The following is a 19,847-nucleotide window of genomic DNA, read 5'->3' on the forward strand; positions in this document are numbered from 1 at the left end:
TCGGGGCGATGGCGGGCGACGCAAGCAGCCAGAATATCGGGGAGGCATTGATGACCGGACAGACTTTCGACCCATCGCATTTCCGGAACGCCCTCGGCTCCTTCGCGACGGGCGTTACGATCGTGACGACCGTCGGCCTGGAGGGCGAAGACGTCGGCATGACCGCGAACAGCTTCAACTCGGTCTCGCTGGACCCGCCGATGATCCTGTGGAGTGTCGGTAAGAACGCAATGAGCCGCCCTGCCTTCGCTGCGGCCGAGCATTTTGCCGTCCACATCCTCGCCACCCAGCAAAAGGCGCTTTCCGATCGCTTCGCCAAACGCGGTACCGACAAGTTCGCCGGTCTCACCGTGGAGCGCGGGCCGGGCAACATACCGCTCCTGAAAGACTGCGCTGCGCGCTTCAAGTGCCGCACGGCCTATCGATACGAAGGCGGTGATCACGACATCATCGTGGGCGAAGTGATCGAATTCGATCATCTGGATGCCGCGCCCCTCGTCTTCCATAGCGGCAAATACTCGGCACTGGCCCCGCATTGCGCTGCGGATGAGGCGGAATCCGCTGCCTTTTCGCGATCGTTTCTCGGCTTCCTGCTGCCGCGCGTGCAATATGCGCTGTTCGAACCGATCAAGAAGGCGATGCAGCAACGGGCGATCGGACTGGACGAGTATTTCGCACTTTCGGCACTGGCTGCGAAGGACCTCTCGATGCTAGAAATCGCGGAACTCGGCCGGTTCTACGACCGGTCGTTCACCCCCGCGGAAGCGCTGAAGTTGAAGAATCGAGGTCTTGTCGAGCCAGCCGAAGGCGATGGCGCGGCGATGCGCATGCAACTGACGGCGAACGGACATGCGCTGATGCTCGAGCTGCTGTCGATCGGCAAGGACGCGGAGGAAACGTTGCTCGAGCGCATCGAGCCCACCGAAGTACAGGCGCTGAAGAGCCTTTTGCATCGTCTCGTGAAGGACACCCCGTCGGTCGCCTAGCTGCGATCGCCGGGACCATGTGTCGTCCTTGGGAGCGAACGTCTCTTTCCTTGGTTCGGCCCGTCCTGTATGGCAACACGAATGTGCCTGCGCACGGCCAAGACGGAGATGAAAAGCTACTGATATGGCAAAGCCGAAGAAGAGCGAGTTGACACGCGAACGTGTGTTGTCGGTGACGTCAGAGCTGTTCCGCACCAATGGCTACAAGACTACGTCGATGCGCGACATCGCCGCCGCGGTAGGGATGAAATCCGGCAGCCTCTATTATTATTACGAGTCCAAGGAAGCGCTTCTCGCGGCTATTCTCAACGACAATATCGATGCGACCATCAAGTGCCTGCGCGAAGCGGTGGACTCGCTGCCCCCCGGCACCTCCGTCCGGGAAAAATTCCACGCTGCCGTTCGGGCGGCCGTGAAGACCGTGGCCGATGCCGGCGACATGGCCGTCGCCTCGGCGAAAACACTTTCCTACCTTCAGGAACCGGAATATTCCGAGCAGGTTCGCCGACGCCAAGCCTACAACAAGTTTTGGCGCGACCTGATCCAGGAAGGCAAGGCCGCCGGCGAGATCGACTCTGCCATTCCCGAAGCGATGACCTGCATGGCGATCATCGGTGCCATCACGTTCGTCGGTGAATGGTTCGAGCCGGGGCGATCGTCGACCGACGCCATCGGCGAGATCTTTGCCCACCTGTTCTTCGACGGTTTGCACCGGAAACGATAAGGCAAAAGCAAGTCGCTTCCGTCGAGCGGAATCGGTCGCTCGATCGCGCCCTTGCTCAGGCGGGGTGTCCTGCGGGCGATGCGGTAAGGTCCTGGTTCGGCGCGGCCTTCTGCTGCGGCTTGATCCAATGCGCATCAATGTCGCTTTCCAGCTGCTGCCATATCTTCGGGATCGGCAGCACATGCGGGCGATAGGAAGGCGAAAGCACCTGCAGAAGGTTGTACAGGATGTTTTTCATCATCATCTTCGCGACCATCTTCTCCCGCTTCTTGGACTCCTTGCGCTCGGCCGCATCCATTTTTGCGCGATCGACTTCCAGCAGATAGTTCTTCACTTTGCCCGCATATTTACTGAAGAAATATAACTGATAGAAGAAAGCGTATATTCTCAGGAAGTACCCGCCGTGGATGCGTTTAAAAACATCGTAACAGACATGGCGGTGCTCATATTCCTCCAATAGGTGCCAACGCCACATCGTCTCGATATTCGGATCGGAATCCTTGAGATACGCGTCGAGGCTGTCGCCGCACCATGCCATTGCCGAAGCAGGACCAAGGGTCTCGAACCCTTCGCAATAGGCGGTGAGGAACGCAAGCGACTTGGTCTCGAACAGGCGCGCATAATGCGCCTCAATTTCGCGCTCGAGCTCCGGCACCCGATCATAGCCATCACGCACAAGCATTTCGTTCATGCGGTCGTGCATGGCGTAATGGCAGGATTCCTGCCGGATGAAGGTTGTAACGTCGGCACGCAGCGCAACCGATTCGGGATCGTCGCCCTTTATCTCCTTGCGCGCCTTCGCCATTACCCGGTTCAGGAACCGCTCGAGCGGCGGTATCCCGACCGATGCGCCGTTCTGACTCTGCGCGAACTCCAAGTTCGGCGCCCAATGGGCATGGGAATTGGAAAAATCGAATTCCGGTTGCCGCACTCGCATGTTCGACCTCCCTTTACTTTTCTCGTTATGATTCACCGCGCCGTTCATCACCGCAGTTGGCGGAAACAGTCCCGAAGCTCCGCTACGAAGAGATCGGGGCACTCCCAGGCTGCAAAGTGGCCTCCGCTCGGCGCTTCCCGCCAATGGATGATGTTCGGAAAGGCGCGCTCCACCCACGTCCGCGAAGCGTTAAAGATGTCTCCGGGGAACTGGGTGATGCCGGTCGGCAGCTCCACCTTGGGTGAGGAAGGGTCCAGCGCCCGGTTTTCCCAGTAGAACCGCGCCGATGAGGTGGCGGTGCCCGGCAGCCAGTAGAGCATGATGTTGTCCAGCATCTCGTCGACCGTGAGGACGGTCTCGACCGCCCCGTCATGGTCGGTCCATGCTTGCAGTTTCTCATAGATCCAGGCCGCCAGGCCCGCAGGGCTGTCGTTCAGGCCATAGCCAAGGGTTTGCGGGCGGGTGGACTGCTGCTTCGCATAACCGCTTCCGTCTTCCTGATAGCGCTGGGCCTTGCCGAGCATCGCCTGCTCGGCAGGCGTCAGCGACGCCAGATCCTCGGCTGTGGGCGGAACGAACGCAAAATTGAGGTGGATGCCCGCGCACCCGGGCGCGCGGCCTGCGCCCAGCGCCCGCGTGACGATACTACCCCAGTCCCCGCCTTGCGCGACCCAGCGATCATATCCCAGCCGCTGCATCAACACGGCCCACGCACGCGCGGTTCGTGCCGCGTTCCAGCCCGGCTCGGCCGGCTTGTCGGAGAAGCCGTATCCGGGCAGCGAAGGCAGGACGAGGTGGAAGGCGTCCTTGGGATCCCCCCCGTACCGTGCCGGCTCGGTGAGCGGACCGATCGCCTTGACGAACTCCAGTACCGATCCGGGCCAACCATGGGTCATCACCATCGGCAGCGCATTCGGCGCCGGAGAGCGTATATGGAGGAAATGGATACCGAGCCCGTCGATCACCGTTCGGTGCTGGCCGAGACCGTTGAGCATTCGCTCGCACCGCCGCCAGTCATAGCGATCGTGCCAGTAGCCGCACAGGGTGCGCATTCGCTCGAGCGGGACGCCTTGGTCCCATCCCCCGGTCGTCTCCCCTTCGGCCCAGCGTGTTCGCGCAAGCCGCTCGCGAAGATCGTCCAGCGTCGCCTGTGCAACATCGATCTGAAAAGGCTCGACCTTTCCGCTCATGCTGAACGCTCGTTCGGCTGCTTGCTCATCTGGCCGCTCTCCATGTCATCCCGCCGCCCTTGTCCGACCCGGCCAGGATGGTTTCGATTCGATGTCCCTATCTTTGGGATTATTTCTAATGTTAGTTCCATTTTTGTCGAAGGCAAGGGTGATCACGCTCGCAACGACGGGGTAGCTACCGGGAAGGAAACCAGCCGATGGAAGCGATGCAACGCCAGGACACCGACGACGCGATCGAGTTCTCGCACGCGGAGTCGTTAGGATTCTTCGCAGCGGTTCAGGCAGCGATCGACGAGAAGGGCCTGCAGGACGTCACGCAGGACGACATCATTCGGCATTCGGGTGTGCCGCGGACAACCTTGTATCGGCGCTACGGCGGCCGAGACGCCCTGCTCGCGAAGTTCCTGCGATATCGCTTTGCCGACGACATCGCCGCATGCGGACAGTTGGCGACCAGTCCTGCACCGTTCGCCGAGCGGATGGAGAACCTGATCGTCTATTCGATCATGGCCGCGCATCGCCATGGCTGGTTGCAACGCGAGCTGGATCGCGGGCTCTCCACGGCAACCATCGAGCTGCTGGCGAGCGCCATGCAGAACGCTTCCAGCCAGACACTGGTGCCGCTCCTGGCCCGTGCGCGCGCCGAAGGCCTGTGCCGATGCCCGGCCCCATTCGATGAACTCCAGCGGTGGCTGCTGGTGCAGATCTTCGAGCTCAGCCATCGTCGGTACGATACGGACGAGGAAGCGCACAGGATCGTCCGCACCTATGTCCTGCCGGTACTCGCGCTCGCCCCCACCAGCCCCTCCATCGAGGAAAAGATCGACGTCCTCTACCATCACCTGATGGCCGCATTTCCGCCGAGCAAATCCCCCGACTGACCTCCAAGCCCCCACCATCTACCGCCGACCTGGGAGACGGATTGATTGTCGCGCGCGCCGCTGTTATCAACCAATCGACCGTTCGATTTTCAGCGCGGCCTCGGTTGGTGCCGCGAACGCATGAACAGCGGGTGCGATAGCAGCGCTTGGACCATCAGGGGAGGAACGCCGTGACTTGGGCGCATCAGGACAAATGTGCGATCGTCGGGGTAGGCGCGACGGACTATTATGTCCGCGGAAAGAGCTGGCCCCGCACGATCAACGACATGGCCGGCGAGGCGATCCTCAAGGCGTGCGAAGATGCAGGCATCAGCGTCAAGGATATCGACGGCTTCGCGTATTATGGCGGCGCGAGTGCGGGCTATGTCGACAAGTTCGACAGCGGCTCGCTGATGGAAACGCTCGGCATGCCGCACATTTCCTTTACCGCGACGCTGACCTCCGGCGGGGGTGGCGTCGCCGGGGCAGTCGGCCTCGCCACCGCAGGGTTGATGAACGAGGATTGTACCTATGCGGTCACCGTCATGGCGGTCCAGCAGACGCCTTCCGCTCGGCTCGGCGATATCTTCGGCAGGATGAAGCCGGATCCGGAAAACAGCTTTTTGCAGCCTTCAGGCCTGATCGGCCCCGGCCATCTCATGAGCGTCCTCGCAAGACGCCACATGCACCTGTACGGGTCCACCGAAGACGCGCTGGCCGAAATCGTGATGGCCTCGCGCACGCATGCGCTCAATCGACCGAAGGCGATCCGCAGAACACCGCTGTCGAAGGAGGACTATCTCGCCTCCGTCATGCTGGCGGATCCACTCCGCCGCCTCGATTTCTGCCTTGAGACCGACGGTGCGATCGCCGTCATCACCACCACCGCGGACAGAGCGCGCGATTGCCGCCAGAAGCCCGCCTATATCCATGGCTGCGTGCATGGCGCGTCGCGAAAATGGGGTCGCGCATTCGGGTGGATGAACATGCCGGACCCGGAATTCTCCAGCTCGGGCCACCAGTTTCTGGCGGAGCGGGTTTGGGCACAGACCGGGCTTGCCGCCAAGGACATGGATGTCGCCCTGATCTACGATCATTTCAGCTCGATGGTATTGGCGCAGCTCGAAGACTATGGCTTTTGCGAGCGCGGCGAGGGCAACGACTATGTCCTCGCGGGAAAGACCCGCTATGATCCGGCGAGCCGCGGCGGCGTCAACGGCGGCATCCCCGTCAATACCCACGGCGGCAATCTCAGCGAAGCCTATATCATTGGCATGACCCACGTCGTGGAAGCGGTGGAGCAGGTCCGCGGAACCGCCATCAACCAGGTTGCAGATTGCGAATTCGCGCTCGCGACCGGCGGCCCCGCCCCGATTCCCGTATCCAGCCTGGTCCTGAGGAGCGCCTGATGTCCGCCCATTCGATCGCCTATGGTCCCGCGCGGCTGCTGCCCGGAGACCAGATCCACATCACGACCAATCCCGATACCGAGCCCTTCTGGCTGGCAGCAAAGGAACATCGGCTGACGGCCTGCCAATGCGCATCCTGCGGCGCATTTCGTCTGCCGCCGACGCCCTATTGCCCGATTTGCGCGAGCAAGGAACGGACATGGCCGACCCTGCCCGGCACGGGCACGGTGTTTAGCTATGCGATCTGCAGCAAGAATCCCGCCACCGGTGAAGACTATGTGTATGTACCTGTCGTGGTGGAAATCGATGGCGCGCGCGGCGCGCGCCTGGTCGGCAACCTGACGGGCTGCAATGCCGAAGACGTACGGATCGGGACGCGGGTCGTCGTCGAATGGACCGATATCTGTGACGGCTGGGTTCTGCCCAATTTCCGAGCCCTAAGCGACCGCTGATACCTTCGCCTTCCCCGCGAGAAGACCCGCGTTCGTCAGGTACGACGCGGGCGGGCGGCGCCCGTCCCCAATTGGGCGACCAGCGCGATAAGAACGCCGCTGAGCGCAATCCCTGCCAGAATGACCGTGTAGCCGAACTCGGTGGGATAGGCGCGGCCGCCAGCCGGGGCGGGCGTCGCGCTGGCCGCCAGCGAGAGCGTTACCAGCTGCGCGCCAGCGGCGGTGAAGACGCGCAACACCGTCATGGTCAGCCCGGTGGCCTCTCCGGCACGCTCGGGCTGCACATGGGCGAGCACGACGTTGGGCACAGCCGCCAGCAAGGTGGTCATCCCGGCCGCTCCGCCGATCGTGATAGCCATGATCTGCCACGGATTGCTGTGGAAGAACGGAAAGGATCCTAGCGAGAGGGCCGCAAGCAGCCCGCCATATTGGATCACCGGCCGGCCGCCGTGGCGCCCGCAAAGCCAGCCGGCCAGCATCGCCGCCAGGAGCGAACCCACGTTCGAAGGCAGCTTGATCCATCCCGCTGCGGTAGCGGACAGTCCGAGCCCGGCGCCGCTGCTGGCAGGCTGCTGCAGATATTGGATCAGCACCAGCGGGAACTGCATGATGCCCAGCGCCGCGATGGCAAAGCAGAGATTGGCGATCAGCACGGGCCGCTGCGTCAACAAGCGGACCTGTATCAGGGGATCCGTACGGCGCCATTCGTGGCCCCACCACCACAGCAACAGGACAACCCCCGCCACACCCGCGCCCGCGACCCAAGGACCACGGCCGCCCTGGGTGACGGAGGAGGTGACGGCGTACAATATGCCCGCAACCCCCAGCGGCAGCAGCACGCCGCCCAGCCAGTCGACACCCCCGATCGGCGGCGCGTTGCCGAGGCGGGGCACGGTAACCAGCAGCAGGGGGAGCACAATGGCGCCATAGCCCGCAGCAAACCAGAAAATCAGCCGCCAACTCCCCAGATCGGCCAGATAGCCCCCCAGGATATAGCCGAATGCCGCCGCCAGCGTTACGCCGCCCGTCAAGGCGCCAACCCAGAAGGGCAATCGCTTTGTAGGCACCATCTGCCGGGCGATACCATAGCAGAGCGCGAGGTTCGCACCCGACAGCCCCTGGAGGCAGCGCCCGACAATCACGAAGTGAATGCTCCCGCCGAAAGCGCTGATCAGGGATCCTGTGGTGGTCAGCACCAGGATTACGGCGAGCACGCGCTCACGCCCGTACATGTCGCCCAGCCGAGCACCGATCGCCGCCGAACTGGCCTGTACGAGCAGGAAGCTGGTGACGACCCACCCTGCCGATGCGAGGCCGAACGCACGGGAGATGAACGGCAGTGCCGCAATGATCATGACATGTTCGAACGAGCTCAACGCCTCGATCAGGATCAGGGTGATCATGGCCAACCGAAAACCGCCTTGCTGCGTCGCTGCCATGCTCGCCCTCCTCACCATTTGCGGTGCAGGCTAGCCGCCGGCGCCGCACCTGTCCGCGCGTTCGGCAACACGCTTGTGATTTCTAGCGTGGCGGCCGGAAGCCCTTCTGCCCATCCGCCGCGGTGGACGACCCCATTCCCCTCCCTTAAATTTTTTACCTATCGATTGATATTTTCCCCGTGCTAGAGCGGCACTCCTGAAAACTTCGAGGTGAATCCATGACCGATGCGGTCGTTGTCTCGACTGCCCGCACACCGCTCGCCAAAGCGTTTCGGGGCGCCTTCAACAATACGCACAGCGGCACGCTGGGCGGCCATGCCATCCGTCACGCAGTCGCGCGCGCCGGAATCGATCCGGCGGAAGTGGACGACGTCATCTTCGGTTGCGCGGTTCCGGAAGGAGACAGCGGCAACAACATCGCGCGCCATGCCGGTCTCGTCGGCGGAATTCCGCAAACCGCCGGCGCCGTGACGATTGCACGCGCATGCAGTTCCGGCATCCAGGCCGCGAGTTTCGCCGCGCAGCGCATCATCGTCGATCGCGTACCCGTGGTGGTCGCCGGCGGCGTCGAGTCGGTCAGCATGGTCAGCCCCACGCCGCACATACCGCGGGCCGGTCGCGCGCCTTGGATTCGCGCGCATCAGCCCGGCATGCTGTTGAGCATGAACGAAACCGCCGAGGTCGTGGCGGAACGCTACGTCATCAGCCGCGAGGTGCAAGACGCCTATGCCTATTCGAGCCAGATGCGGACCGCGCAGGCGCAGCGTGACGGGCGCTTCGATGACGAGATCGTACCCCTGCCGACGCGCAAGCTGGTGACGGACAGGGCCACCGGCGAGGTTTCGGAGCTAGACGTGCTGCTCGAGCAGGACGAGTGCAACCGCCCGGACACCACGCTGGAGACGCTCGCAAAGCTGAAGCCCGTGGTGCGTGAAGACGGCACGGTCACGGCGGGCAATGCCAGCCAGCTCGCCGACGGCGCCTCCGCGAGCGTCCTCATGAACGGAACGCTCGCGGCACAACGTGGCCTGCCCGTGCTGGGCCTGTATCGCGGCTTCGCCATCGCCGGTCTTGCGCCGGACGAAATGGGCATTGGGCCGGTCTATGCCATTCCGAAGCTCCTGAAACAGCACGGACTGCGGCTGGAGGATATCGGCCTGTGGGAATTGAACGAGGCCTATGCCTGCCAGGTCGTCTATTGCCGCGACCGGCTCGGGATACCGGACGACCGACTCAACGTCGATGGCGGCGCCGTGTCGATCGGCCATCCCTTCGGCATGACGGGCGCGCGCCAGCTGGGCCACGTCCTGATCGAAGGCAGGCGCCGCAAGGTGAAATATGTCGTGGTCACCATGTGTATCGCCGGCGGGATGGGCGCGGCCTCCCTGTACGAGCTGGTCTGATCGCACAGGAGGCAGCCATGTCGCTGGTCGGCACCTATGATCCAGACAATGTCTTCGCGAAAATCCTGCGGGGAGAACTGCCTTGCCATCGCATTTGGGAAGACGAGGACACGCTCGCCTTTCTCGACCTTTTCCCGCAATCGCCCGGGCATAGCCTGATCATTCCGAAGCGGGGACAGGCGCGGAACCTGCTCGACCTCGACGAAGCGAGCATCGCCCCGCTCTTCCGCCGCGCGCAGATGCTCATGCGGGTCCTGGTCGCGGAACTGGATCCCGTTGGCGTTCAGTTGCTGCAGTTCAACGGGGGCGATGGGGGACAATCCGTATTCCATGTGCACGTCCATCTGGTGCCTCGCTTTGCCGGACAAGCGCTGGGCATCCACGCACAGCAACGCGGGGACCCGGGCGAACTCGACGCGATGGCGCAGCGCCTCCGGGCGAGGATCGCACAGGGTGAGGGAGGAGCATCGGAGGCATGATGACACATAGACCGCAGCAATTCCCATTGGCGCGGCAGTCGGCCGGCGTCGCGCCACTGCGTCGTCCGGGCTCGATCCGACGCACCACCTCCATCGACTCCCACTGGCCGGATGGGGCGTCCGCAGCCTGGACCATGGCGGCGCGCGCCCGCGACTTGTGCACCCCCGAAGACGGCGGCGATCCGCATATCCTGAGCGAGGCAGGGTATGAAATGCGCATTTCCCCGGCCAGGGAAATACTGGCGTTGAAGACGAACGCGCACCAGGAGCGCACCGGCGAGTTGGTCGGCGTGCGGGCGGGCGGCGACAGCAGGCGGATGATCGCCTCGGCACTCGGCGATCTGGTCGGCACCCCGCTATATCAGATCCTTGATGATTTCGCCGGTGCCAGCCTGGTTGCCCGCTGGATCTGGTCGCAGTGGATGCCGGACTGGGCGGCGTTTTCCAAGGATAAGACGCAACCGCAGACGCATGGCCGGAAAGGCAACATGCTCAACATCTGTACCGGTTTTGCGGAAGGCTCCTCCGCGCTCCTGCCGGACCGGTTGCAGGACGCCGCGACGGAAGACACTGCACGCGTGGGTCCACTGGCCGATCCTTCGGACAGCTGGAGCTGGCATGCCATGCCGGACCAGCACGGCCCTGCGATGCGTCGCGCCCGCCGACTGGACATCTGGCGCGAGGACCGGTTGATCCTGGTGGACGCGGCGTTTCAGGACAGCGGCACTGCGCCCGATGGCGGGCGCAGGGCGGTGCACGAATATCGCGTCTATGCGGAGATCGATGCCGAGAGCGGCATTCTCGAATCGCTCCAGGCGCTGCCGCTGATCCTTCCTTTCCCGGAGTGCCCGGGCGCTGCCGTCAAGGCTGCGCGAATGGTGGGACACCAGATCGGCGATTTCCGCAACACCGTTCTCGACACGCTTCCCTCGACGCTCGGCTGCACGCATCTCAACGATGTGCTGCGAGGACTGGCCGACGTGCCCGTGCTCGCCGCCAACCTGGCCTAAGGGGTCGCCCGCACCCCGTTGGAGGCGCGATCACGCCCTTGTCATTTTACCTTCCAATCGTTAGATTGTAAATTAGTCTCGGTCTAAAGGACCGCCGCAAGAGCGTGTCCAAACCCAAGGAGATGGCATTTGAACCTGCAACTCAGCGAACAACAGGCCTTGTTGCGGGACAGCCTTGAGCGACTGTTTCAGAACGAATCGACTTCGGCACGCATCCGGGCCGCAGAACCGCTGGGATATGATCCGGCACTCTGGACGGAACTGGTCGGATTCGGCCTTCCCCTGATGCGGGTGCCGGAGGGGCGGGGGGGCGGCGGCCTGGCCCTTATCGATGCGGTGGTCGTTGCCGAAACGCTCGGCAGCTATCTGGCATCGGTGCCACTGATCGAATGCGCCGTGGCGAGCCGAATTCTCGCGGACATCGCACCCGCCGGGCATGCCGTCCTGGAGGACATTGCAGGCGGTTCGATCCTCACCGTCGCGCTCCACCCTGTGGAAGCCGGTATGCCGCAACTGGTTCCCGCCGGCGCCATCGCCGATCGGGTCCTCTGTTCGGACGGGGCAACCGTCTATCTCGCCGCCGTGCCCGCAGATCGGACGGTTCCGGCCAACCTCGGCACGCTGCCGCTGGCTATGATAACGATCGATCTCGAAAATGCGCTGGCACTCGCCTCCGGTCCGGACGCATGCGCCGCCTGGCAGGCCGGCATCGAGGAATGGAAGTTGCTCGCGGCCGCCAATATCGCCGCCATGGGCCGCAAGGCGCTCGAGCATGCCGCAGCCTACGCGTCGGAGCGCGAGGCATTCGGCCGGCCGATCGGCAGCTTCCAGGGCCTCGCACATCCGCTCGCCGACGCCGTTACCGATGTCGAGGGTGCGCAATTGCTCTGCTGGCGGGCGGCCTCGGAAGCCGAACCTTCCGCCCGCGCCGCGCAGATCTCGGCAGCGCTTTGGTGGTCGACCCGCGCTGCCTCCGCGGCGACGATCCGGGCTATGCGGACCTTCGGCGGCTACGGCGTGTCGATGGAGTATGACGCGCAGATCTATTTCCGGCGGGCCCGCGCCTGGTCGATGCTGCTCGGCGATCCCGAGGCCGAGCTCAACCTGCTCGGCGACCGCCTCTGGGGTGGGCGGACGGATCCCGTGCCCGACATCGGCAGCGGCGAGATCAGCTTCGGGCTCGGCGATGCCGCGGAAGCCTATGCGGCCGAGGCCCGCGCCTTCTTCGCCGCGCACATGACTCCCGAAATGCGCCGATTCATCCACGAAACCGACGACGGCGACCACCCCTTCAACACCCAGCTGGCCAAGGCGGGCTTTCTCTACGCGGATTGGCCTGCCGCCCTCGGCGGGGGCGACAGGACTCCCTATGAGATGGCAGCACTGAACGAAGTCTATTGCGAGTTCGAGTGGCCCCGCGTGCCCGGCACGGTGACGCACATGGTCGGCAAGATTCTCATGCACTTCGCCTCGGAAGAGGTGAAAGAAGAAGTCCTTCCCGGACTCGCGTCCGGGGAGCGGAACGTCGCTCTCGGCTATTCCGAGCCTTCGGCCGGGTCGGACATCTTCGCCGCGAAGACGCGCGCCACCCGCGATGGCGACGACTGGATCATCGACGGACAGAAGATGTTCACCAGCCAGGGCCATCTGGCCGACTATGTCCTGCTGATCGCCCGAACGGACCCGGCGCTGCCCAAGCATGCCGGTCTCACGCTTTTCCTCGTGCCCGTTTCCATCCCCGGCTTCGAAGTACACGAGATCAAGACGCTGGGTGGCGAGCGGACCAACATCACCTATTATTCCGACATGCGCGTCCCGGATCGCTATCGGATCGGCGACGTCAATGGAGGAACCAAGGTTCTCGGCCTCGCGCTGGCGCTGGAACAGGGCGGCGGCGACTTCTTCGTAAGTGCCCTGCGTATCATGCTCCGCCATGCGCTCGCCTGGGCGCACGCCGCCAACACCCAGGGCGAGCGGCCGATCGACCGGCAGCGAGTCCGCGCGCGCCTTGCCCAATGTCATGCCCGCCTGCTCGTCGCGGATGTCCTCGACAGGCGATGCCTGTGGGGATTCGTGAGCGGCCAGGGCAAGAAATATTACGGCCCCATGGCGAAGCTGTTCGCCTCCGAGGCGCTGGTCAGCTGCTCGAGCGAACTGGTCGAACTCGCCGCGCCATGGTCGCTGATCCAGGCGCATACCGACCTTGGCACCGTAGAGCTCGAAAGCCGCAAGGCGATTCAGGCGACGATCTATGGCGGCACCAGCGAAGTGCAGCGCAGCATCGTGGCGGAATCCGCGCTCGGGCTTCCGCGGACCCGAAGCTAGGAGTGCAACCAATGTCCGAACCCGATCTGCTCCGGAAAGAGCGCGGCGCGATCCTCGAACTCGTGCTCAACCGGCCGGCGAAGTACAACGCGATCAACATGGCGATCGCCGACGGCATCGCAGATGCCTTGGATGTCTTCCGGGATCGACGCGACCTGCGGGTGCTGCTGATCCGCGCGAACGGGAAGTATTTTTCCGCCGGGGCCGACCTGACCGACATCAAGAAGGGCGACACGGCGGGAAGCTCGTCGAACGAACGGACATGGTATCGCCGCGGGCGTGGTAGCTTCCACAGCATGTTCGACGAAATGGAGGCCATCGAGAAGCCGATCGTCGTCGCGCATCAGGGGCCCTGCTTTGGCGGCGCGTTCGAAATGTCGCTCTCGTGCGACTTCCGCCTCGCCGCTTCCTCGGCGACCTACAGGATGCCGGAAATCGATATCGGCTGCATCCCGGGCTCGGGCGGGACGAGCCGGCTGACGCGCCTGATCGGCCCCCATTGGGCGCGCTGGTTCGTGCTGGCCGGGGCAACGGCGAGCGCGCAGCAAGCACTGAGCATGGGCCTGCTGCATGACGTGTTTTCCGATGAGGATTTCGGCGCCCGCGTCGAGGCGTTCTGCGAAAAACTAGCCTCCCTCCCCCCCGAAGCGGTCGCCATCTCCAAGCTGACGATCGAGCTGACGGCGGATCTCGAGCGGCAACAGGCCCGTAACGTGGAACGCCTCGCCAACAGCATCCTCTTCCTCGGTGACGAGCACCGCAGCCTGATCGCTGCCATGATCGAAAAGCTTTCGAAGAAAAAATGACGTTGTCTTAGGAGCTAGCGCTATGAATGACCTGACCGAATTCTGGCCGAAGAACAGGAAATTGTCGAAGGGCGATTGGACACCGCCAGCCGGCACGCGGTTCATTTCCGCCGACGATCATCTGATGGAGGCCCAAAATCTTTGGGAAGAGCGGCTGACCGGCCCCGACAAGGATCGCGCGCCCAAATTCTGGCAAGACGAACACGGCATCTTCCATCTGGTCGTGGATGGTGAATCCTACAACACGCCGGGCTTCGATCTCTCGTTTCCGGAGGGACGGCCCGGCTTCTGGGACACCCAGAAGCGGCTCGAAGACATGGATGCCGAAGGCATCGATGCGTCGATCACGTTCCACTCGCGCGCTGCCGCACTGATCCGCATGAAGGACAAGGACCTTTGGTTCAAGTGCATCGACGTTTTCAACGAGTGGTTGGCCGAATGGCGAATGATCGCGCCCGACCGACTGTTCCCGGTCGCCTATCTCCCGACCTTCTACAAACCCGAGATGACCCGGGACTATATGCAGAAGATCAAGGCGCTTGGCTTCAAGGCCGTCGAAATCCCGTCGGCACCGCGCGGCGTCCGCTATAACGGATCGGAAATGCTCCCCATGTGGGAAGCCATCGCCGAAGCCGGTCTGCCGCTTTCGATCCATATCGGCGTGGCGCTCGAATATACGGGCACGGGGGCGCTGGCGGCGAACATCAACCGCAATCTCCAACCGTTCAACGCGCTCTTCGGCCAACTCGTTTTCGCGGGTCTCTTCGATCGGTTTCCCAATCTGCGGATCGTCTTCACCGAAGGCGGCGCCAGCTGGGTTCCGCCGACGATCACCGGCGCGGACAAGATCTACCGCGACTATATCTCGGCCATTCGCCCCCGCATCGAACACAAGCCCAGCCACTATTGGTATCAGAATTGCTGGACGACGTTCATGGACGATCCGGTCGCGCTCGATCTGATCGACTGGATCGGCGAGGACAAGCTGATGTGGTCGATCGACTATCCGCACCCCGAAGGCGTCTTCGGCGAATCCATGCAGATCGCCAAGCAGATCTACGAGAAGGCCGGGGAAGCGCGATTCAAGAAGATCGTTGGCGGCAACGCCGCCCAGCTCTGGGGCATTTGAGCCTGCGCGGTTTGCCGTAATCAGGGAGGAGGCGTAGCCGGGCGCCTTCTCAAACCCTTCTGCCCCGCATCGCGCGCAAGGCAACAGGCACCGACCCAACTGCAGGCGATGCCTGCCTTGTGCGCCGCTACCGCTTCCCGTCCGGTTTCCGCAGATATGCCTCGATCGTCGTCCGCACCGCGCGTAGCTCTGCGGCCACGCGCTGGCATGCCTCCACGGAAAGCGCCTCCAGCACCGCCTCGGCCGTCCGCGTCGCACGTTCGGTTGCGGCCTGATAGACGGCCGCTCCCGCCTCGGTGACCTGCAGGAAATGGGCGAGCTTGTGATCGGGATTGGGCTCCGTCCGTAGCAGTGTTGCCGTCACCAAGCGGTTGGCCGTGCGCTGAACGACCTGGCGATGCAGACCGAGGCTTCGGCCGATCTGCGGCACCGTCGGGGGGCGCGTGGCCTCAACGACCGCGGTGAGGATGGTGAGTTCCATTTGCGAGAGGTTCACCGACGGCGCCACATCCGCGAACAGACCGTCCAGCCGGCCCTTCAGCCGGATGACTTCGTCGACAAGGGGAACCAGCGGATGCGAGGCAGTCGAGAGGGGCTTCATGAACTCTTTCCGGCAGAATGACGGGCAAGCGCGAAGCCTCGCACATTGCAACGCCGTTTTCCAGATTGACTCTAAAGTTCCAAAGTGGAACGTTGTGTCAAATAGGAGAGGGTTCATGTCGGTCGTTACACCCGCCCATATCGAACAATATCGCCGTGACGGCGCCGTGCTCATCAAAGGCGCTTTGTCGAGCGCAGACGTCGCCCAGCTCGAGCGCGGCATCGAGCAATGCTATCGAGAGGAGCGGGGTCCCGCGACCGTGGTCGAAGGCGGCGCAACCGGCGGCGCCACGGTCGTTCGCGACTATGCCTCGATGGAGAGCCCGGTTCTAGCGGATCTCCTGGGGTCGGGACGAATCGGAGCGATCGGATCGGCCCTGATGCAAGCCCCATCGGCGCAGCTCATCCTGGACCAGGTTTTCTATAAGGCTGGCGGGCCGGTAGTGGCGACGCCATGGCATCAGGACACACCTTTTCTGCGCGTGCGCGGGGAGTCCATCGTTCGCTTATGGTTTCCCTGCGATTTCTCGCCGCGACACTTGACGGTGCAGGTCCTCCGAGGCTCGCACCGGTGGGACATGATCTTCAGCACCCAGGTTCGATCGGGCGACCCGTCCGCCAAGGAAGGCGCGACGGGAATTGGCGATCCCGGGATGCCGATGGTGCCAGACGTCGCACGTTTCCCGGAAAGCTTCGACATCTTGACCTTCGACGTGGCGCCCGGCGACGTGCTCGCCTTCCAGGGGAACGTCGTGCACGGTGCCGGGGGGCATCCCAATCACCCCACTCCCCGGCGCGCCTATGCGGTGCTGCTCGGCGGGCCGGACCTCCGCTATCACGCTCCCCGGGGCAAGGCCTTCCCCTCACCCGGCCGGATGCGGGGGTTGCGCGCAAAGGACGATATCCCGGATGCCGCGAAGATCGGTGCGTATCCGGATGCATTCCCGGTCTGCTGACCGGCACCGTTGCGCCTGATAGGGCGGACGCACGCAACGCCGCGCGTCCGCCGAAAGCCAGGGAGATGCTGCGGCCCGCACGCCCCCCTCAGCGGCGGATGTTCCTGGAGTAGAAGTGCGGCATGTCCAGCTGGCCGAGGATGCCCGGCTTCGCTGCGCAGACCTCGTTGATGGCGTTGATCGGGTGCAGGGCGGTGATCGCACACCCATCATAGAGGCTGAGCGCCATCTCGGTGTGGATATTGGGCTCACCCTTGATGATCACCTGATAGCCGCACTCGGCGCCGTTCAGCGGCTGCTCGAATTCGGGCCCGGCGTCGACATGGCACCGCTCCACCTTGCGGTAGATGATCAGCGGCTTGCCTTTGTACATGCCGCGCATCGTCCAGCGGACCGCGGCGATCGTGTTGGCAAGCCCTTTGCCCCAGGCTGCATCATAATCATGATCGAGCGCCGCCGTCTCATAGGTTTGAACGATCTCGTCCAGCTCGACGCCCAGATAATCGGCGATCCCCCAGATGGTGCTTTCATGCCAGCCCTTGCCGATATCATCGTAAAACATCGGTGCGCGATAATCGAGCGGCTGGTTGAACCCCCAGTTCATGATGGACAGGAAGCTGCCATAGCCGTTCAGGTTGGATATCTCGCAGACATCGACGGTGTCGACTTCACCGGCACCCGACAACAGGCTGAACAGATGGCCGATCGTCATATAGCCGGGATCCGTGCCGCCACAGAAGATCGAGGCTCCGCCCTTTTCACAGGCTTGCGCGATCGGCTCGACAAACGCGCTGCGGCCGAATTCGGGGGCAATGAGATCCATCAGCGCAGGCCCCACGACATTGATGCCGGCCTCGAGAAACGGAACCACATCCGCCACACATTCCGCTTCGCGATGCGAATAGTTTCCCTGGTAAACCAGACAATCGGGCTTGAGCGCCAACAGCTCGGCCGGATCGGCGGTCGCAATGACGCCTGTCTTCCGACGCCCCGCGATATCGCCGGCATCGCGACCGATCTTGTCGGGTGACCAGGCCAGAAGACCGACCAACTCATATTCTGGATGACCGATCAGGCCGCGCAGGCCGGGCATTCCGATGGGGCCCGTACCCCAGACGGCAACTCGCTTTTTCGCCATTTCTCTCTCCTGCTCGGGTTCTTCTTGCTGGAAATCGCTCGAAACGAGGGTACCTATTTAAATCTAATGTTCAATAGAATATATGAAGATCCTACGAGCGTCGCGTGCGCTCGCGCAGGCGCTTCGTCGCTTCACCATATTCCGCGGCAATGCGGTCAACGAGATCCTGCACGGCGGGAACGTCGTCAATCAGCCCGACGCCTTGGCCGGCAGCCCAGATATCCCGCCAGGGCTTGCGCTCGGAGGAACGGGGATCCTGCGCGACGGTGTCGACGGACAGGTGGTCTGGGTCGAACCCGTTCGCGCGGATGGACGATCGCATGAAATTGCAAGGCACCCCGCGCGTGAAGGCAGGCGTGTAGAGGATGTCGCTGGTATCCGCCGCCACCAACATCGCCTTATAGGCATCCGGCGCCATCGATTCCTTCGTGGCGATGAAGCGGGTGCCCATGTAACAGAGATCCGCACCCAGCGCCTGCGCCGCCAGAATGCCGCCGCCCGTGCCGATCGCGCCGCCAAGGACGATCACGCCGTCGAAAAAGGTGCGAACCTGCGGGACGAGGGCGAAGGCGCTGACAGCGCCGGCATGGCCACCACCACCACTTGCGATCAGATTGATGCCGTCGACTCCTGCCTCCGCCGCCTTTTTGGCATGGCGAACGCTCGTTGCGTCATGGAAAACGACGCCGCCCCATCCGTGCACTTCCTTGACAAGATCAGCCGGTGCACCGCCCACGCTGATGACGATCGGTACCCGCCGCCGCCTGCAGACCTCCAATTGCCTCTCGAACAAGCCGGCACGGTGCGCGTCCCTGCCCGCGCCTGCGCTTAGATTGGCGGCATAAGGCCCCGCCCGCTGGCCGGTGCGCGCTTCAAAGGCGGCGAGTTCCCCGGCAATCCGATCGAGCCATTCGTCATATTCCTCCGCAGAACGCGCCGACGCTGAGGCAACGCCGGCCATGATACCGGCGGAACATGCCGCGATGACGATATCGGGGCCGGTGACGAGGAACATGGGCGCCGCCACCAGCGGCAGACGCATTCCCGAGAATAGCGGCGTGTCCAAGAGTTCCATCATTAGCCTCCCTGTGACTCCCTCGTTCATCCTCGGGGCTGCGGGTGTGCAGCAGCGCCGCAGCACGACCTCCTGCCACTTCCCGCCCGCGCCGCATCCCCTAGAAGCCGCCGCTTTCCAGACGCGACGCCAGATCGGCGTTGCGGCCCGGATTGGTCTCGATCTCCATCGCCAGCCCGTCGGCGAGCGGCATCTCGGCGCCGCCATCGATCATCGTCTTTAGCCAACGGGTCACGCCGCGCGGGTGACTGGCGATCCGCGCAGCGAACGCCTGGACCTCTTCGTGCAAGCGGTCCGTTGGAAACGACCTGTTCGCCAGCCCGATGCGCACCGCCTCTTCGGCCAGGACTTCGCGACCGGAGAACATCATTTCCTTCGCCCTGGCACGGCCGATCCGCCGCGGGAGCCGTTGAGTCAGCCCCCAGCCTGCGTGCAATCCCCATTTCTGATGGGTATCCCCGAACCGTACATCCTCCGCCGCGAAAAGGATGTCGGCGGTCAGCGCCAGTTCCAGGCCGCCTGTTAGGCAATGGCCCTGGACGGCTGCGATCACGGGTTGCGGAAGCGCGGCCAGGGCTGACAGGGTGGCGCGATTGAAGGCGGTGGGGTCGGGATCGGTCGGCTTCCGTTCCTTGAACGCCTTGAGATCGGCTCCGGCGCAGAAGGACCGCCCGGCACCGCGCAGGACGACGCAACCGATGGCCTCCGTCTGGGTAGCGATGGCGTCGATATGAGCGCGCAGTTCCCGGAAGCTGCCCGCTGAGAGCGCATTCAGAACCTCCGGACGATTTAGCGTCAGGGTAGCAACGCCGTCCGCGTCGCTTCGATCTACCAAAGAAGTCACGCTGTCTCACCTCCTTGCTCAGCAGCGATCGCCCCTATGCCCCAGGGTTCGCCCCACGTATAAAGGCGAGGTGCCGGAGAAATTG

The 19,847-nt window shown here is 63.6% G+C and carries 19 protein-coding genes; 12 read left to right on the plus strand and 7 right to left on the minus strand.

Going from position 1 to position 19,847, the window contains the following annotated elements; translation table 11 throughout:
- The first annotated feature begins 50 nt into the window (after window positions 1–50).
- Complete coding sequence (locus ACT53M_RS06385) at window positions 51–986, plus strand: flavin reductase (RefSeq protein WP_476232190.1); 936 nt, start codon at window positions 51–53, stop codon at window positions 984–986.
- Window positions 987–1,110: 124 nt separating this feature from the next.
- A complete protein-coding gene (locus tag ACT53M_RS06390) occupies window positions 1,111–1,710 on the plus strand; it encodes a TetR/AcrR family transcriptional regulator (RefSeq protein ID WP_064310781.1) in 600 nt (199 codons plus the stop codon).
- A gap of 55 nt (window positions 1,711–1,765) precedes the next feature.
- Here ACT53M_RS06390 and ACT53M_RS06395 read toward each other — a convergent pair whose 3' ends face one another.
- On the minus strand, window positions 1,766–2,695 hold the full coding sequence (locus ACT53M_RS06395) for a metal-dependent hydrolase (RefSeq protein ID WP_084445141.1): 930 nt from the start codon (window positions 2,693–2,695) through the stop codon (window positions 1,766–1,768).
- On the minus strand, window positions 2,695–3,837 hold the full coding sequence (locus ACT53M_RS06400; RefSeq protein ID WP_476232192.1) for an epoxide hydrolase family protein: 1,143 nt from the start codon (window positions 3,835–3,837) through the stop codon (window positions 2,695–2,697). The genes ACT53M_RS06395 and ACT53M_RS06400 overlap by 1 nt, the downstream gene beginning before the upstream one ends.
- Window positions 3,838–4,034: 197 nt before the next feature.
- On the opposite strand from ACT53M_RS06400, the gene ACT53M_RS06405 reads away from it, so the two are divergent.
- The 3 genes from ACT53M_RS06405 (at window position 4,035) to ACT53M_RS06415 (ending at window position 6,558) form a co-directional block, all read left to right on the plus strand.
- Complete coding sequence (locus ACT53M_RS06405) at window positions 4,035–4,718, plus strand: TetR/AcrR family transcriptional regulator (RefSeq protein ID WP_476232194.1); 684 nt, start codon at window positions 4,035–4,037, stop codon at window positions 4,716–4,718.
- 266 nt (window positions 4,719–4,984) lie between these two features.
- On the plus strand, window positions 4,985–6,106 hold the full coding sequence (locus tag ACT53M_RS06410) for a thiolase C-terminal domain-containing protein (protein ID WP_245824770.1): 1,122 nt from the start codon (window positions 4,985–4,987) through the stop codon (window positions 6,104–6,106).
- A complete protein-coding gene (locus ACT53M_RS06415; protein ID WP_084582332.1) occupies window positions 6,106–6,558 on the plus strand; it encodes a Zn-ribbon domain-containing OB-fold protein in 453 nt (150 codons plus the stop codon). The genes ACT53M_RS06410 and ACT53M_RS06415 overlap by 1 nt, the downstream gene beginning before the upstream one ends.
- 35 nt (window positions 6,559–6,593) lie before the next feature.
- Here the strand turns inward: ACT53M_RS06415 and ACT53M_RS06420 are convergent, their stop codons facing one another.
- Window positions 6,594–7,961: an MFS transporter gene (locus ACT53M_RS06420; protein ID WP_476232195.1), complete on the minus strand. Its 1,368-nt coding sequence runs from the start codon at window positions 7,959–7,961 to the stop codon at window positions 6,594–6,596.
- 254 nt (window positions 7,962–8,215) lie between these two features.
- On the opposite strand from ACT53M_RS06420, the gene ACT53M_RS06425 reads away from it, so the two are divergent.
- The 6 genes from ACT53M_RS06425 to ACT53M_RS06450 all read left to right on the plus strand — a co-directional run bounded on the left by ACT53M_RS06425 (window position 8,216) and on the right by ACT53M_RS06450 (window position 15,149).
- A complete protein-coding gene (locus ACT53M_RS06425; protein WP_064310788.1) occupies window positions 8,216–9,400 on the plus strand; it encodes an acetyl-CoA C-acyltransferase in 1,185 nt (394 codons plus the stop codon).
- Between the two features lie 17 nt (window positions 9,401–9,417).
- A complete protein-coding gene (locus ACT53M_RS06430; RefSeq protein ID WP_064310789.1) occupies window positions 9,418–9,879 on the plus strand; it encodes an HIT family protein in 462 nt (153 codons plus the stop codon).
- The gene (locus tag ACT53M_RS06435) at window positions 9,876–10,889 is read left to right on the plus strand and encodes a DUF2889 domain-containing protein (RefSeq protein ID WP_064310790.1); all 1,014 of its coding nucleotides are present in this window, start codon (window positions 9,876–9,878) and stop codon (window positions 10,887–10,889) included. Before ACT53M_RS06430 ends, ACT53M_RS06435 begins: the two co-directional genes overlap by 4 nt.
- A gap of 129 nt (window positions 10,890–11,018) precedes the next feature.
- Entirely contained in the window at window positions 11,019–13,214 is a 2,196-nt protein-coding gene (locus ACT53M_RS06440) for an acyl-CoA dehydrogenase (RefSeq protein WP_476232196.1), read from the plus strand.
- An 11-nt stretch (window positions 13,215–13,225) separates the two neighbouring features.
- The gene (locus ACT53M_RS06445; protein ID WP_084582326.1) at window positions 13,226–14,020 is read left to right on the plus strand and encodes an enoyl-CoA hydratase/isomerase family protein; all 795 of its coding nucleotides are present in this window, start codon (window positions 13,226–13,228) and stop codon (window positions 14,018–14,020) included.
- 22 nt (window positions 14,021–14,042) lie between these two features.
- A complete protein-coding gene (locus tag ACT53M_RS06450) occupies window positions 14,043–15,149 on the plus strand; it encodes an amidohydrolase family protein (RefSeq protein WP_476232198.1) in 1,107 nt (368 codons plus the stop codon).
- Between the two features lie 127 nt (window positions 15,150–15,276).
- Here ACT53M_RS06450 and ACT53M_RS06455 read toward each other — a convergent pair whose 3' ends face one another.
- Entirely contained in the window at window positions 15,277–15,750 is a 474-nt protein-coding gene (locus ACT53M_RS06455; RefSeq protein WP_064310794.1) for a MarR family winged helix-turn-helix transcriptional regulator, read from the minus strand.
- A gap of 115 nt (window positions 15,751–15,865) precedes the next feature.
- On the opposite strand from ACT53M_RS06455, the gene ACT53M_RS06460 reads away from it, so the two are divergent.
- The gene (locus ACT53M_RS06460) at window positions 15,866–16,705 is read left to right on the plus strand and encodes a phytanoyl-CoA dioxygenase family protein (RefSeq protein ID WP_476232199.1); all 840 of its coding nucleotides are present in this window, start codon (window positions 15,866–15,868) and stop codon (window positions 16,703–16,705) included.
- 88 nt (window positions 16,706–16,793) lie between these two features.
- On the opposite strand, the gene ACT53M_RS06465 is transcribed toward ACT53M_RS06460, so the two are convergent.
- The 3 genes from ACT53M_RS06465 to ACT53M_RS06475 form a co-directional block, all read right to left on the minus strand.
- Entirely contained in the window at window positions 16,794–17,843 is a 1,050-nt protein-coding gene (locus ACT53M_RS06465; RefSeq protein ID WP_064310796.1) for an NAD(P)H-dependent amine dehydrogenase family protein, read from the minus strand.
- A 91-nt stretch (window positions 17,844–17,934) separates the two neighbouring features.
- Window positions 17,935–18,918: an NAD(P)H-dependent flavin oxidoreductase gene (locus tag ACT53M_RS06470; protein WP_476232200.1), complete on the minus strand. Its 984-nt coding sequence runs from the start codon at window positions 18,916–18,918 to the stop codon at window positions 17,935–17,937.
- A gap of 100 nt (window positions 18,919–19,018) precedes the next feature.
- Entirely contained in the window at window positions 19,019–19,762 is a 744-nt protein-coding gene (locus tag ACT53M_RS06475; protein ID WP_476232201.1) for an enoyl-CoA hydratase/isomerase family protein, read from the minus strand.
- Window positions 19,763–19,847: the final 85 nt, after the last annotated feature.

It is taken from the genome of Sphingomonas sp. DMC6 (assembly GCF_056314225.1).